Source organism: Ktedonobacter sp. SOSP1-52 (assembly GCF_016587395.1).
On the sequence record NZ_BNJH01000006.1, the window covers coordinates 290,136 to 305,415 of the forward strand.

Annotated in this window: 8 protein-coding genes and 3 pseudogenes; 7 read left to right on the top strand and 4 right to left on the bottom strand. The window is 56.1% G+C overall.

Translation table 11 applies throughout. The features are described 5' to 3' along the window. Window positions 1-64: 64 nt before the first annotated feature. The 3 genes from JMJ16_RS46410 to JMJ16_RS46420 all read right to left on the bottom strand — a co-directional run bounded on the left by JMJ16_RS46410 (window position 65) and on the right by JMJ16_RS46420 (window position 4,204). Window positions 65-1,843: an ABC transporter substrate-binding protein gene (locus JMJ16_RS46410; RefSeq protein ID WP_201392704.1), complete on the bottom strand. Its 1,779-nt coding sequence runs from the start codon at window positions 1,841-1,843 to the stop codon at window positions 65-67. Between the two features lie 397 nt (window positions 1,844-2,240). Next, window positions 2,241-3,428: a bifunctional 2-polyprenyl-6-hydroxyphenol methylase/3-demethylubiquinol 3-O-methyltransferase UbiG gene (locus JMJ16_RS46415; protein ID WP_201392706.1), complete on the bottom strand. Its 1,188-nt coding sequence runs from the start codon at window positions 3,426-3,428 to the stop codon at window positions 2,241-2,243. Window positions 3,429-3,649: 221 nt separating this feature from the next. Then, window positions 3,650-4,204, bottom strand: coding sequence for an SMI1/KNR4 family protein (locus tag JMJ16_RS46420; RefSeq protein ID WP_201392708.1), 555 nt, complete (start codon window positions 4,202-4,204; stop codon window positions 3,650-3,652). A 105-nt stretch (window positions 4,205-4,309) separates the two neighbouring features. Here JMJ16_RS46420 and JMJ16_RS55260 point away from each other — a divergent pair, with 105 nt between their 5' ends. Next, window positions 4,310-6,064, top strand: coding sequence for a serine/threonine-protein kinase (locus JMJ16_RS55260; protein ID WP_236602020.1), 1,755 nt, complete (start codon window positions 4,310-4,312; stop codon window positions 6,062-6,064). Then, the gene (locus JMJ16_RS55265) at window positions 5,983-6,954 is read left to right on the top strand and encodes a tetratricopeptide repeat protein (protein ID WP_236602021.1); all 972 of its coding nucleotides are present in this window, start codon (window positions 5,983-5,985) and stop codon (window positions 6,952-6,954) included. The genes JMJ16_RS55260 and JMJ16_RS55265 overlap by 82 nt, the downstream gene beginning before the upstream one ends. Before the next feature lie 58 nt (window positions 6,955-7,012). On the opposite strand, the pseudogene JMJ16_RS57630 reads toward JMJ16_RS55265, so the two are convergent. Continuing rightward, window positions 7,013-8,562 (bottom strand): annotated as a pseudogene (locus JMJ16_RS57630) (acyl-CoA synthetase). A gap of 147 nt (window positions 8,563-8,709) precedes the next feature. Between JMJ16_RS57630 and JMJ16_RS46435 the strand changes: the two are divergent. The 5 genes and pseudogenes from JMJ16_RS46435 to JMJ16_RS57640 form a co-directional block, all read left to right on the top strand. Continuing rightward, window positions 8,710-10,170 carry a hypothetical protein gene (locus JMJ16_RS46435; RefSeq protein ID WP_236602024.1) on the top strand — a complete coding sequence of 487 codons (1,461 nt, stop codon included), beginning with the start codon at window positions 8,710-8,712 and terminating at the stop codon, window positions 10,168-10,170. Window positions 10,171-10,644: 474 nt separating this feature from the next. Next, on the top strand, window positions 10,645-13,848 hold the full coding sequence (locus tag JMJ16_RS46440; RefSeq protein WP_201392710.1) for a LuxR C-terminal-related transcriptional regulator: 3,204 nt from the start codon (window positions 10,645-10,647) through the stop codon (window positions 13,846-13,848). Between the two features lie 197 nt (window positions 13,849-14,045). After that, window positions 14,046-14,201, top strand: coding sequence for a hypothetical protein (locus JMJ16_RS46445; RefSeq protein ID WP_307813414.1), 156 nt, complete (start codon window positions 14,046-14,048; stop codon window positions 14,199-14,201). Between the two features lie 92 nt (window positions 14,202-14,293). Then, window positions 14,294-14,737: pseudogene (locus JMJ16_RS57635) on the top strand (nuclear transport factor 2 family protein); the annotation flags it as partial. 45 nt (window positions 14,738-14,782) lie between these two features. Next, a pseudogene (locus tag JMJ16_RS57640) lies at window positions 14,783-15,187 on the top strand (nuclear transport factor 2 family protein); the annotation flags it as partial. Between the last annotated feature and the right edge of the window lie 93 nt (window positions 15,188-15,280).

Genomic DNA, 15,280 nt, shown 5'->3' on the forward strand with positions numbered 1-15,280 from the left:
TGCAGACTCCTACAAAGTAGTAGCGGGCCGAAGCAACATGCTTCGGCCCGCTACTGGCGTATGCTTAGCTATACTGTTTCGTATTAGCGCAGGGGGTCGCGTCAGAGATGTAGATATTGCTCCAATCGTCGGGGGGAGTGAAGTTCTGTGGATTATCAACGACACCAACTACGCAGGGTTTGCGCACCAGTGTCGAGATGCTCTGATAGACAGGAATCCAGGCGACATCGTTGATGAGCGCCTGCTCAGCCTGGTTGTACTGTTTCAGGCGTGCCTGCTGGTCAGCATTGACGTCGGCCTGCTCCATCAGGAGCTGGTTTGCCTGCTGTTCCGTGGCAAGAGGCGTCGTGTTCTGCCCATAGTTGAAGGCGTTTTTGGGCGAGCCCTTGTCGAAGATCAGGGTCAGCCAGTCCTGGGGATCGGGATAGTCCGAGCTCCAGTCGAGTGCCCACATCTGCATTCCTTTGGGATTGTTCACTGTGCTATTGCGGTCGTCAAGCAGCTTGTTGAAGTCTTCGTCCTGGATCTTGACGGTAACGCCAAGGTTCTTCTGCCACATCTGTTGAACGGCGGAGAACTCGTTGCGCCAGTCAGTTAGACCCAGGGTGGAGACGGTAAAGGTAATCTGGGGGAAGGTAGAGACGGTAAGGTTCTCCTCTTTTAAGCCCTCGGCAAAAAGCTGCTTGGCCAGTTCCGCATTACCTTTGGTGCTGGTGACGCTATGCGTAGCCGTCAGGTTCTCATTGTAACCCGGCATGCCCTGAGGAACAATATGGTTCGTTGGGATGGCGGCGTCTTTGAAGACGTTATGCGCGATGGCATCCTTGTCGATTGAGAGCGCGAAGGCCTGGCGGATCTTCAGATTGTCAAATGGTTTCGCCAGGTAATTCATGGTAAAGTATTCGACATCGAGCTGCGGAATGCTATGATATTGCCCGTTGGGCAACTGTTTGGCGCTGGCAATTTCTGTAGAAGACACGCTGGAAGAGTCTACCTGGTTCGCCTGGTAGGCGCGATAGACAGTATCTGCCTGCTTGTAGAAGACCATGACGACCTTTTTGAGTTTGGGTTTGGGGCCGTAGTAGTTGGGATTGGGTACAAATTCAATGTCTTTGTTAGGAGTGTAGCTGGCGACTTTAAAGGGACCATCTCCGCCGATGCCCTCGCTCAGATGGGCGGCAAAGTTATTGCCATACTTCTGGATCATGCTCTTCTCAACCACAAACGAGGTTTGATAGGTCAGGATCTGCAAGAAATAAGCGGCTTTGCTTTTGGCGATGAGGACCACCGTCTGGGGATCGGGCGTCAAAATACTATCATTGATGAGCGATGGTACGGCGCCGCTGAAGCGTTTATCCGCATCCTTGAGCAAGCCGAGGTACACGGGAGAGACGGGAGACTTGAGATCGGGCGCCAGGGCACGATCCAGGCTATAGGCCACGTCAGCCGAGGTCAGGGGCTTGCCATCGCTAAACTTGAGGCCAGGTTTGAGCTTAAAGGTCCAGGTGACACCATCGGCAGCCAGTGAATGTGAAGCTGCCAATTGGTCCTGTACCTGGAGCTTGTCATCGAGCTCAACCAGGCCAGTAAAGACCATATTGACGGCATTGATGGCCGCCGATTCGGTTGCGAGCGCGGGATCAAAGGTCTGCAATTCCGAGCGGCCTTCAACGGGTTTGACCAGGATCTGCTGGTCATCCGGGGCTTTGCCGCTGCTGGTTGAGGTGTTGTTGCCACCACCACAGGCTGCGACAAAGAGCATCAGGATGCCCATGAAGAGAGGGAGTAAACGACAGGTTGTGATGCGTGTACGTGATTGGGTGTCTGGTGTGTGTAGTTGCATCAGGTCTCCTTGCTACCAGATAGTGAGAGTACCACAAATAAACGATGCAGTGCAGTACGACTCTCTTGTACGTCAGGCACATATTCTGGAAAGAGAGAGAAGGCGCCAATGGCTACTAAGCACCCGCTACATCAATGGAGAAGGCGCTTTGGCCAGAGCCAGCGAGGATAAAGTAGAGAACTCATCCGTCAGCTTCTCCAGCGAAAAATTTGGGATAGTAACAGATACTACGTCAGCAGCGGCAGAAATATCACACATATGCAAGAAATTGTTTTTTCTTACCAGTCGTATTCTGCAAACATAGAGCATCTATTTTTCATAAATGTAAATATAAACATGAAATACAAGTTAAAGTATTACACTTCTTTACACAGTTTTTTCTTCATGGGCGCCATGTTTACGGCGTGGCGTTGCGGGCGGTGAGGGTGAAGAGTTTGGGGATGCCGATATCGTCGAGTTTGGGATTGGGTTCCTCGTCCAGGGAGGAGATGATGAGGCCAGAGGCGGCGACGGCGGTAACGATCTCGCCGAGGGTCCATTGACGCTGGTAAACTATGGGAGCATTTTCCTGTTCCCCTGGGGGGAGATGCTTGCTCAGGGCTACGGGTTTGGTGATAAGCGCTTTGTCGAAGTAGTTGCCCTTGACTTTATGTTTAGCGCCTTTGGAGATAATCAGCTTGGTCGAGATGGGGTGGAAGTCCTGGAGCAGGAGCAGACCACCGGGGCGGAGCAGACGTTTGATAATGCTGAAGAGGGGTTCCAGGTCCACGAAGTAGTGGAGCACACCCAGTTCCAGGAGCACCAGGTCATAGCTGGCATCTAACTCACTCTCTGGCAGGCTTAACACATCGGAGACAATATAACGCAAATCGACTCCAGCGGCCTGGGCCACGTCGCGGGCATAGCGCGCATTTTCCTCGGAGATATCGACGACGGTAGCCCGGGCGCCGAGCTGGGCCAGGGCGATGGCCTTGGCTCCATGCGAACCTAGCAGATTGATAATCTTCTTTCTCTGCACCTCTGGCAGATGGTGTACGAGTGAGCCCAGGCGTCCACGAGGATCTTTCAGAATGCGTTGCGCAGCCTCCTGGGGCGAGCCAAAGCGCGCCAGCCAGGCCTCGTAGGTGTCCTGGTTCCAGGCCTGCATGTTTAACCGATTGTTTTGCTCTTGTAAGCGCCACCAGTAGGCCTTGATGGCACGTACTAACTCATCCTCGGGGGAAAGCGTGCGCACGTAATAATCTGGTGCCTTGACCCAGAAGTGACGTCCTGCATGTTCGATATGCAGGCGGTCGGGATCGGTCGCCACGACTGTATTGTACTGGCAAGAGAGCGTCACACGGAAGGGCTGTCTGCGGAAGGAGAAGCGAGCCGTATTCCCTTCGTGGGTTATGGAGCCTGAGGGCAGAAGCTCGTGCGCGAGCGCGAAGAGATCCCATTGGATGGATATCTCTATGGCATGGGGAGCCTCTTCGAGGGCGCCCTGAGCATAGAGGGCGGCGCGGTTCAGGATGGTATAGTCAATATGCTTTTGTTCAAGTGTTGTTACTAGCTCGGTAAGTGTCTCCCACCAGTTCGCGGCCATAAAGTATCGGCATCTCCCTTCGCTATGTTTGTGTGTTCATTACTATAGCAGGCATAGTCCCGGATGGCAAACTCCACTATGTCCGCCACCTTTCTTGACTTGCCGAGTCTCTGAGGGGGCGGAGGCAACGAGGGCCGCGCTCTCCTCCGTCAAAGGGGATGGAACACGGCTGAGGAAAACAGAACAAGGGCGATGAGCCTCTCAGGCCAAGCCAGGGAATTTTATGTTCGCTCAAGGGCTCCCCACTCTTCATTCCAACCGTAGCATCCCGCTTCTAAATCGGCATCAAAGAGCGCCAGGAGTTCTCTAAAACTGGAGGCAATGACTGGCCGCTGGAGATCTTCCCAAACAACCGCAATGATTTGACCCTGCTGCCCCGCTGGCCCTGGAGCCAGATCAAGGCACAAGAGGTCTCCCGTGTTGTGCTGGCAAAGGGGGATCCAATGAGGATGCCATCCTTGAGGCAGAACCCGCTCAGTTGGCTGAACCTGGGTCCTCAGTTCGTGATCCATCTTCTTTATGGAGTTCTGGCGCTCAATCATCTCCTCTAAACAGAGCAGCTCCCAAAACGAGGAGAAGAACGGATCAGCGACGAGCGCTCCTCCATTGTGGATGCGGTATGAGGCTTTGACTTCCTCAGGAAGATTGATCCCCAGGGCGGTTTCAGCTTCTTGCAGTTCCTGGTCTGTGGCTCCTGGTTGGAGGGAGAGCATTTTTATGAAAGAGTAGGCAGGTGATGATGTTGGCCCTCCCAAGAAGAGAGGGCCTTTTTTCATATGCTGCCTTAGACAGAAAAGAGCATTTAGGACTTTGTGGACTTATTGCAATAAACCATTAAATAGATTAGTATGTATACACTACACTATTTTGGGAGCGTATCAATGAAAAAGACTCATCCAGAGCGGCTTAGTCTTATGGTCGCTGTCTTTCTTATGTTTGGAACCTGCTCGGGCATATCATTACTCAATCACTATAGTTTCCTCAATCCGCTCGCGATTCTTTTTTATGCCCTTGCCTTACTTGTGTTTATTCCAGCACTCTTCAAATATGTCTTCTGGAGAAGGCAAGGGCTATTACAACCTTTCCCCGATGGAACAGTCTTATGGCAACTGAATCATGTGTTGTCGGTACATTCACAGCATTATCCAGCAGTGCGTGTGACAACCACCAAATTTTATCCGCAGCATGTCGTCTTTGTGCTTCCCGAGACTGGTACGCAGAATATGACCATTGTTTGTGATACATGCCAACAAGAGGTGTTATTTCGCGTAGATAGCCTTCATATGCGCAAAGTGAGACGCATACGTATAGCGTTGATCTCGTTGGCTGTGCTGGTGGTGGCGCTCGTACTTGGAGTAGCGATTGGCCCCAGTCTTTCGCCTAATAGTATTAGCTGGCTATGGCTGATCTTCATGGCCTTGCTTTTCGGTAGTATTGGCTTTCTCTGGGTCGCCCTGCAATATACTGGAGTCTCCGTCGTGAAGCTCCCACGAGGCCATAAAGCTGATCCTTTTCTAAAAAAGGCTGATCTGAAGCAGTATCGCAACCAGGCGCTTACTTCCTCGGGGCGGCCTCCTACTCTTGCGAAACCAGTGGTGCTACAGAGCCAGGACACGCCTGAACGAGCCGAGGAAAGCGTGTCTGAGAGCCAGACTGAACCGGGACCAGCTAAGGAGAAGCAAACAGAAAAGAGCGCTCCTGGTCTCTGGAAAATTGGCGATGTCCTTCTTGATCAGTACGAGGTCATCAGCAAGTTGGGTGAAGGTGGGATGGGGACCGTTTATAAAGCTCACTTTCGTGCTGCAAATCGTGACCTGGCGCTGAAAAGTCCCAGGCCAACGATCTTTGCCGGAGCAGGAGGGAAGGAGGACTTCATTCGTGAGGCGGAGACCTGGGTAAAATTGAAGGAACATCCTCATCTTGTGACCTGCTACTTCGTGCTCATGATAGATGATATCCCTTGTATCTTTGCTGACTATATCGATGGCGGCAGCCTGCGGGAGTGGATTCGCCAACGGAAATTGTACGAAGGTGGGCCAGAACGGGCATTGGAGCGCATATTGGATGTGGCTATCCAATTCGCCTGGGGCCTGCACGCTGCCCATGAACAGGGACTGGTGCATCAGGATGTCAAACCGGCCAATGTCATGATGACGGCGGATGGTCTCGCTAAAGTAACCGATTTTGGCCTGGCGAGGGCGCGTATGCTGGCAGGCGAAGAACATATATCAGAGAGTATTCTGGTCAGTTCGGGAGGTATGACCCCGGCCTATTGCTCACCTGAGCAGGCAAGTAAGCAGAAATTGAGCCATAAAACAGATATCTGGAGCTGGGGCGTCTCGGTTCTGGAGATGTTCGTAGGGAAAGTCACGTGGATGGTGGGAGCTACAGCCCGAGAGGCTTTGGCTAGCCACCAGAGACAGGATGATGTGATCCCACAGATGCCCCTGAGCTCGTTGCTCTGTTGGGGCGTTGCTTACAGCCTCGACCAGAGGATCGCCCTGCCACGATGCTGGAGGTTGCTAACGCATTGCAAGTTCTCTATGAGCGCCTGGTGGGAGAACCTTATCCACGTGAAGCTCCCACAACTGTTGGGCTGGAGGCCGGGAGGTTCTTCATCCAGGCATATTCACTGAGTGAACTTGGGTGGCGAGAGGAGGCCCTGGCTGCCTTTGAACAGGCTATTCGCTTGGATCCGTCTTATACTGCTGCTTATCAAGGTAAAGTTATGGCCCTCATTGAACTTGAGCGGCGAGAGGAGGCCCTCGCTACCCTCGAACAAGCTCTCCAGAGCGACCCAACCTCCGCTGGAATGTACCAAATCAAAGGATCCTTACTTATGGAACAGGGACAACAAGAGGAGGCTCTAGCCGCCTTTGGCCAGGCCATCAAGATCGATCCAACTTTTGCTGACACGTATCGACTCCAAGCTCTTCTCCTCACTCAACAGGGGCGAGCAAAAGAGGCAACAAGCGCCTTTGAACAAGCTATTCGGCTGGACCCAAATTCTCTTGATGCTTCTTCCTACCAGGCCTACGGCCTTTTACTCGCGCAGCTTGGACGTTTTAAAGAGTCACTAGCCGTCCTTGAGCAAGCTATTCGGCTGGAACCGACCGCTACTACCTACTACAACAAAAGTCGGGCACTCTATCAGCTCAAACGATATAAGGAGGCGCTTATCGCTCTTGAGCAGGCTATCCAACTTGATCCAACTTTCGTTGACGCCTATAATCTCCAGGGAGGCACGCTCACTCAGTTGAATCGAAACGAAGAGGCGCTACAGGCCTATGAGCAGGCCATTCGACTTGACCCCACCTCTGGAGGTTTCTACACGCTCAAAGGAGTTACGCTCTTCGTTCTGAATCGAAACGAGGAGGCGCTTATCGCTCTCGAGCAAGCCATTCAGCTTGATCCAACTGATGTTGATGCCTATGCTGTCAAAGGGCGCGTACTTAATCAACTCAAACGACGAGAAGAGGCAAAACAAGCCCAGCAGAAAGCACAGGAGCTTCGCAGGCAGCGCTAATTCCAAACGCTGAGCAAGGTTTCACAGCATTCTAAAGATGGGCATGCTACCTCCTCCGCTACTCGTGTTCGTCCAGGCGAGCGACGAGCAGATGCTTCTGCACCTTGCCAAGGGCATTGCGTGGGAGCGTGTCAACGAAGACGACGCGACGGGGTTTCTTGTAGCTGGCGAGCCGTTGGCGGCAGTAGGCGATGATGTCGTTGGCATCACGAGGCTGGTTGGGTCTGGGCACGATGACGGCGACAACCTGTTCGCCCATATCCGTATCGGGAAGCCCGATGACGGCAACCTCGGCGACACCTGGATGGGTCGCTAGGACGTCTTCGACCTCGCGTGGATAAATATTGTAGCCACCGCTAATAATCAGCTCGCGGGCACGACCAGTAATGGTGTAATACCTATCCTCGCTGCGCCAGCCCAGGTCCCCCGTCTTGAACCAGCCATCCTCGGTAAAAGCCTCGGCGGTCGCATCGGGACGGTTCCAGTAGCCTGCGAAGACGTGGGGGCCGCGTACCTCGATCTCTCCTATCTCGCCAGCAGGGAGCACCTGGCGCGTTTGGGTGTCCACGATGCGCGCCTCCTGGCCTGGAAAGGGCAGGCCAACTGTTCCCGGGCGCCTCTCGCCATCATAGGGGACGGAAAGATTCATGCCCGTTTCCGTCATGCCGTACCGCTCAAGAATAAATTGTCCGAAAACGCGCGCGAAATCGTTGAAGAGATGGGGGCTGAGCGGTGCGGATCCGGAGACGAAGAGGCGTGGATGGGGCACGCCCCCCCCCTGACGTTCGGCCTCAGCCAGCAGGCGCGAGTACATGGTGGGAACACCGAAGAACAGGCTGATGCTTGGGTCATCGCGCAGGCTCGCTAGCACACTGGAGGCATCGAACTTCCGCCGCAAGGTCACGCGCGCCCCCGTGTAGAGCGTGCCGTGCATGCCTACCATCAGGCCATGGGTATGAAAGAGGGCAGCACGAGCAGGAGATGGTCTTCGCTGGTCCAGCGCCAGGCCTCAGTGAGCGAGGCGATATTGGCGAGCAGATTGCGCTGAAGCATAAGCGCGCCCTTGGCCCGCCCAGTCGTGCCAGAGGTGTAGCCAATGACTGCGGGAGCATCTGGTGATGGCATGGTCAACTCTCTCGTGCCGTCATGCTCGTCGCCCATGTCCAGAAAATCGCTCAAAGAAAGTGAAACGCGTGCCTCTTGCGTCCCCTCATGAGCTTCCTCATCGACGATGATCAGCGTTTCGAGGTCTGGCAGATCCAGGCGCGACAACTCGGCTCGCCCAGCTGGTCCGGTGACGCAAAAGCGCACCCCGGCATCGCTCATGATATGGCTGAGCTCAACCTGTCGATACTGGGTATTGACCAGCACAACGATCCCCCCAGCGAGGTGCGTTCCCAGGTACGCGACGACAAAGTCCGGACAGTTCTCCAGGAAGAGCGCCACCCGGTCACCTTCTCGCAACCCTTGTACCAGCAGCGCTTGCGCGAAGGATTGTACCTGAGAAGCAAGTTGCCCGTAGGAGATGGTTTGCCCTTCAAAGAAAATAACAGGCCGCTCCGCCCCTCTTTCCGCGTGCTGAAATACCATCTCAACGATCGAATCCATGTCGTACCTCACTTATCATTGACCTTGCTTGCGTGACGATCAACGCCTCGTTCTCACTCCCGATCCTCCCCTTGTTATATCACGTCTCGCGTCAAAACGTCATCATGAAGTGGACCCATTGTTTCTCATTCGCGGTTTGATGGTATTTTGGGAACGCGTGCCCTTGCCCTGTTGCACACCTCTGTGCCGCTTTCGACCAGTTTGACTACCCTGCTCAATGAGTTCGCAGGTCAACAGGCGGAGGACTCCCCTCTGGTGCTGATCCTGGATGACTATCATGTGATCGACGAACCGAGCATTCATGCCTCGCTGACCTTCTGGCTGGAGCATGTGCCCCCGCATGTGCACCTGGTGGTGGGCAGTCGCGTCGACCCGGATCTGCCTCTCTCTCGCTTGCGGGTGCGCGGGCACCTGGTCGAGATCCGCGATACCGATCTGCGCTTTACACGGGAAGAAACGCAGCGCTTTCTCACGCAGCGCATGGGACTTGCCCTCTCGGGGGCCGAGGTGACACTGTTGGAAGCGCGCACCGAGGGCTGGATTGCCAGCCTGCACCTGGCCGCCCTCTTCCTCCAGAAACAGACGGACCCCTCGGCTTCGGTGCACATGCTTAGTGGCAGCCAGCGCTTCGTGCTCGATTACCTGCGTGAAGAAATCCTCACCAATCTGCCGGAAGACCTGCAAGACTTCTTGCTGAAGACCAGCTGGCTCAATCCTTTGAGTGCCTCCCTCTGCGATGCCATCAGAGGCAGAGAGGATAGTGCTCACCAGCTCGAACAGGTAGAGCGAGCGAATTTGTTTCTCCAACCCCTCTCCGAGAGTCGGCAGTGGTATCGCCATCATGCCCTGTGGGCACAGGCCATGCAGCATGAAGCACAGCTTCGCCTGGGGACAGACACGCTCCGTTCCCTGAGGAGCAAAGCCAGTCAGTGGTATGAGCAACAGCGGATGTTCCCAGAAGCGATTGAAACGGCACTGGCGTGTGAGGAGTTTTCCCGCGCGGCTGTGCTCATTGGACGGTTTTTGGTCCCGAACAGCTTTCACAATGCGTATCATCTGCTCTGCTCCTGGCTCAAACGCCTGCCAGAGAAGCTGCTGCAAGCGCAACCGGAACTCTGCCTTCAGTATGTGCTCGCGTTGACATTTACGACTGATCGACGTTCGCCTGGGACCTGGGAACAGGTCGAGAGGCTTCTTCAGTGGGCGAAGCAGGGCTTTGAGGCAACACACCAGTGGGAGCAACTGGGGGAAGCACTGCAACTGCACGCCGAGCTGGTCTTTTTTCAGGGGGATCTCGAAGCCGCGTTGGCGTTGACTCGTCAAGCTAGATCGCTGCTTTCCGAACAGAACCTGTTGTATCCGGACAACGTTGTGATGAGCGGACTAGAAGCCTTTCTGGCAGGCGAGACGGACGTGGCCTACCAGCGCCTCCTTGAAGCGTATAGGAGGTTAAAAAACCTTGGCAATCTTTCTGCTGCCTTCGCGACATCCCTCATGTTAGGAGCAGTCTGCCTGGAAAAAGGCGAACTGCACAGAGCCTCTCTAAGACACTCAGACGCTCCTTGTGCGCTTTCCGACTGGGTAGGGTATAGCGCACCGTTGTGGTAATTGCGGGTGCGCCATCCCTAGTCTGGTGCCCTGCGTAGACGGCGATCTCTTCGACCAGCCAGCGGCCCGCGCACGATGCGCGAAATCGTGACGCAAATCATGAAACGTCACGTCCGCGATGAGCTGCCATTCTTCATGCGTTCCCCCTTTGCTTCAATTCTCCAAAAGATTCTCCGACAAGATTTTGGAGCTAACTTTGGCCTTTTCTCTATTGTGTACAACGAAGCGGAGCATCGGTGTGGGAGAGACTTGACCGAGAATGGCTATTCTCGGTCAATTGTTCTCCAACAAGTCGATTGTGGTTGTGAATTGTCAAAATATCATACACAGTGGGGATGACACTTTTTCTAGATTGATCTCGCTTTCCTCGCCCAGGCTGACAGGCTGGTTCGCGGTTCGACCTTTGAGTGTGATATACTCAGCGTGTTGGGAATTGGGGGTGGATGGAATACCCAACGGCAAGGGAAGAAAACGATGCCTAAACCATTAGTCCATGCGCTCATCTGGTCACACGAGCACAAACACTACACCCTCTATAGCCACGGCCAACCCGAGCAGGATTTCCTTCCAGAAGACCCGTCAGCATTTGCTCGCTGGTTGGATGGACACGCCGCTTTTGCCTTTGAGGGGCAAGCGGGAAGGATCTCGGTCCTCAAAGAAGCCCGCTCCCGTGGAAGCGGCTATTGGTATGCCTATCGCACGCACCATCGCCGCACCCGCAAGCGCTATCTGGGACGGACGCAGACCCTCTCGCTGGCTCGCTTAGAGGAGACCGCCGGGATGCTCTTGCCCGAACAGAAGCCCGCGCACGCATTGGACCAGGAGATAGCGCTCCTTTCCAGCAAGCTCTCCCCACCGCGCTTGCTGGCTGCGCTGGTGGTGCGCGAGCGTTTGCTTGCCACCCTCGATGAAGCGCTAGCTACCAGGCTCGTGCTCGTCTCCGCGCCGGCAGGCTTTGGCAAAACTACGTTGCTGGCCACCTGGGCCAGTCAGCGAAAGAGCCAGGTCGCCTGGCTCTCGCTGGACGAACTGGATAATAGTCCGACCCGCTTCTGGGTCGCGCTTATCGCAGCCCTGCGCCATTGCCCCAGCTTTCCCCCGAGCTTTGGAGCAAGTCCGATAGCGCTGCTGCAATCCCCCCAGCCGCCACCACTGTCCACCATGCTCACGGCGTTGCTCCAGGAACTGGAAGGCGGCGAGGGGCATGTTGCCCCCATCGTGTTGATTGTGGACGATTATCAGGTGATTGGTGATCCAGCCATTCACGAGGGCATATGTTTCTTCCTGGAGCATCTACCTGAGCACGTCCATCTGATCCTCTCCAGCCGCGTAGACCCGGATCTGCCCCTTGCACGCCTGCGGGTGCGCGGACACCTGACCGAGATCCGTGCGGACGAACTGCGCTTTGCAGAGGGGGAGGCGAGCCAGTATCTGGGTCAGCTGCTCTCCCCTGCGCTCGAAGCCGACGAGGTGCGCAGGCTGGTGAGCCGGACCGAGGGCTGGATCGCTGGCTTGTACCTGGTCGCGCTTACCCTGCAGAAACGCGCAGATCGCGCGGCCTACCTTGAGGCGTTGACCGGCAGCCAGCGCTATCTCCTGGATTACGTGCAAGAGGAGATCCTGGTCCGTCTGCCTGAGCGCATACGCGACTTTTTGCTTCACAGCGCCATCCTCTCGCACCTGGATGCTACCGTGTGCCAGGCCGTAACCGGAGCACCGACCAGGGCGACCAGTCAGCAGAGGCTCATGTTCTTGGAGCGGGCCAACCTCTTTGTGGTGCCTCAGGATGAGGAGCGGCGCACCTATCGGCTGCACGATCTCTTCCGCGAAGCCCTGCTCTCCGTTCTCCACACCACGCAACCAGAGCTGGTACCGCTCTTGCACCAGCGGGCCGCTGCCTTTTATGAGGCCCAGGAGCAATGGTACGAGGCCATTCCCCATGCGCTTGCCGCCGCTGACTACTCCATGGCAGCGCGGTTGATGGAGCAAACCGTCGAGCAGTTCTGGCTGCGTGGGGAGGCCGAGACGATAGCGCGTTGGGTACTCGCGCTGCCCCAACCGCTCGTGCACGAGCACGCTCGCCTGCTGCTCACGACCGCCCTCTACCTACTCAACACGGTTACACAGACGACCCGCGAGCAGCGGGCCCGGGTCTACCAGCAGGCGCAGCAGCTCATGGCGCGGGTCGAGAGTGCCTTGCCGTTCCATGTGGACGAATGCAGCCGCCTGACCGTAGCCACCCGTACAGGTACGGGCGCCGTTCTTCCCACCGAGGCTCGGGGGGCCTTGCTGCATCGGCGTCTGCGCCTGTTACACGCAGAGATGGCTTGGTATGAGGCGATGGCCACCTGGGAGTATGGGCGTTTAAGCGCTCTGTATCAGGAGATCCAGGAGCTTGACCAGGATGAGGAGATCATCTGGCAAATCTTCCCGCTCCTCTGCCGTTTCCTCCTCCACTACTGGGACCGGCAAGAGGGAGCGGTGCTTGTGCCGCAGCTGCTCTCCGCAAAGCAGCGGGTGAGCCAATCGGCAAGCCTCTATGCGATCAGCAGGGTCAGGGAATGGTTGGCGCTCTCGCAAGTGGAGGCAGGACACCTGCGCCTGGCCTATCAGGAGAGCCTGGATACCCTCGACCTGGTCGAACAGATCGCGGGCTATGCCCCGCTGAAAGGATTTCTCCAGATCTGCCTGGCACTTGTGTTCTACCAGTGGAACCGTCTGGAGGAAGCACACAGCTTGCTGTACACAATCGTGCAGGACGCCGCGGCCTGGCCGCATCTGAATGTGCTCGGAATGGGATATGCCTGCTTGATACAGGTCGAACTCGCCAGGGGTGAGTGGTCGCTCGCCGAGCTGGCGCTGCATGAGCTGGAGCAGTTGGTAGAGCGCGAACGCTATTGGACCTACTCAGACTGGCTATTGACGCTGCGAGCACAATGGTGGCTGGCGCAAGGACAGCTCAAGGAGGCATCCGACTGGGTGAGTGGTGTCCTTTTTCCAGAGGGGCCATGGGACAGAAACCTGTATGATGCCTTCCCAACCGTGATCCGCGTGTATTTTGCGAAGTTTCGCTTTCGGGAGGCATTGAACTTGTTGGAACGCTGGAGTGAACACCTGGATCGACCGGCCAATGTCAGGATCACCATAACGTATCTGGCTCAGTTGCTGGTAGCGCTGCACCAGGCAGGCCAGCACGCGCAGGTACGCGTGATCGCGGAGCGCCTCTTTGCTCTCACGGAGCCAGAGGGCTACCTGCGCGTGTACCTGGATGAAGGCGAACCGATGAAGGAGGCGCTCCAGGCGCTGTTCACCCCACATTCCCAGCAACACGAGTGGGCAGTCTCTACCACGGCCTCCATCGCAAAGTTGCTCGCTGCCTTCGAGCAGGAGCAGCCGGGCGCGAGCAGATCGCTAGAGGGGGCAATCACATCTGAGCCTGCGCTTTCCTCGGCTCGGCAGCCATCGGTCATCTCCTCCGCGCCGGGGATTTCATTCACCCGACGCGAAGAGGAAGTCCTGCGCTTGTTGGCATCCGGAGCCTCCAATCAGGACATCGCTCAGACCCTGGTGATTTCTCTGGACACCGTCAAGAAACATGTCAGTCATCTGTTCGGCAAGCTGGGAGCGAGCAGCCGCACACAGGCAGTGGCCCTGGCGCGTGCCCGCTCGCTGCTCTAGCACCTCGTTCTCCCCAACAGGGTGTCTTCCAGCCTTTCAAAACTCCTCCTTTTCTTCCACTTTTGAGGGCTGTGTTGGAGGGCACGCCCTTTTATACTCTCCAAGAGAACAGAGCACTCCACTTAGACAGAGGAGGAGACCGATGTACTACCGCATTCGCATCCAGGGACATCTGGACCCATCCTGGCAAGACCGGTTTGGGGGATTTACACATCGAGCAGCAGGAGACTGGTACCACGCTGCTCTCAGGAGTGCTGCCGGATCAGTCAGCGCTCTATGGGGTACTCTTACAGCTCATCCAGCTTGGCCTGGTGCTGCTCTCGCTTGAAACGAGCCAGGCGGAAGGTGCGTGAGCAGGCACGAGATCGCCCGTGAAAGACAGATGGTGTACGCGTGACTCCGAGGGGTCATGGCGATTGAAGCACTCAGACGAAGGAGAAAATCAATGAGCAATTTAGAGAGTATTGTTGATCGCTTCGAGATCGAGGCGTTGCGCGGCGAGTTCGCTGACGCAGTGATGATGCGTGACCCCGACCGCCTGGCGTCGCTGTTCACCGAGGACGGCGTGTGGCGGATACCCCCCATCGTCGAACTCACTGGCCGGGAGCAGATCCGCGCCGGGAGCAAACGATTGCAGGGGCAGTGGGACTACTTCGTGCAAACTACACATCCAGGCACGATCCAGCTGGAGGGCTCCACCGCGGTCGGCCGGGCCTACATCTGTGAGCTCGCGCGCCTGCGCGACGGCAGGTCCGGGCTGAACTATGCCGTGTACCATGACCGCTACCAGCGCACTGAGGACGGCTGGAAGTTCGCCGAGCGCGTCTACGAGGTCAGATACCTTGACACCACACCGCTTGCGGGCTCGGCGCCCCAGGCAGCGGAGGAAACTATGACCGTTGAAGACAACAAGAAAAACGATGAGGCCGAAATCAAAAGGGTCATCGAGGGTGGGGTCGAGGCGCTTCGGGCGAAGGACCTCGATGGGGTGATGTCCATGTACGCGCCCGAACTGGTGTCGTTCGATATCGTGCCCCCGCTGCAATACGTGGGAGCAGATACATACAGGAAACATTGGGGAGAGGCGCTCTCGTTGTTTCCGGGTCCGATCAACTATGAAATTGTTGACCTGTCCATCACAGTGGGCGATAACGTGGCATTCGCCCACAGCTTCAACCGGCTGAGCGCAACCATGGCCAATGGGCAGAAGATCGGTAACTGGTTGCGTTGGACCGCTTGCTTCCAGAAGATCAACGGCAAGTGGTTGATCGTACACATGCAGGCTTCGGTGCCTGTCGATTTGGAGCATGGCAAAGCGGTGCTCGACCTCAAGCCATAGCCATAATTGAAGAGACATTTTGAGATGAATCTGATCACCTGTGGACCTTTCTTCTGTTGATGAACGCTTCTCTCAGCAACGAGAGGATCGACC

Coding starts and splice junctions, on each gene's coding strand:
- JMJ16_RS46415 (WP_201392706.1), bottom strand. CDS start 3,428: ATGGCCGCGAACTGGTGGGAGACACTTACCGAGCTAGTAACAACACTT.
- JMJ16_RS55260 (WP_236602020.1), top strand. CDS start 4,310: ATGAAAAAGACTCATCCAGAGCGGCTTAGTCTTATGGTCGCTGTCTTT.
- JMJ16_RS46420 (WP_201392708.1), bottom strand. CDS start 4,204: ATGAAAAAAGGCCCTCTCTTCTTGGGAGGGCCAACATCATCACCTGCC.
- JMJ16_RS46440 (WP_201392710.1), top strand. CDS start 10,645: ATGCCTAAACCATTAGTCCATGCGCTCATCTGGTCACACGAGCACAAA.
- JMJ16_RS46410 (WP_201392704.1), bottom strand. CDS start 1,843: ATGCAACTACACACACCAGACACCCAATCACGTACACGCATCACAACC.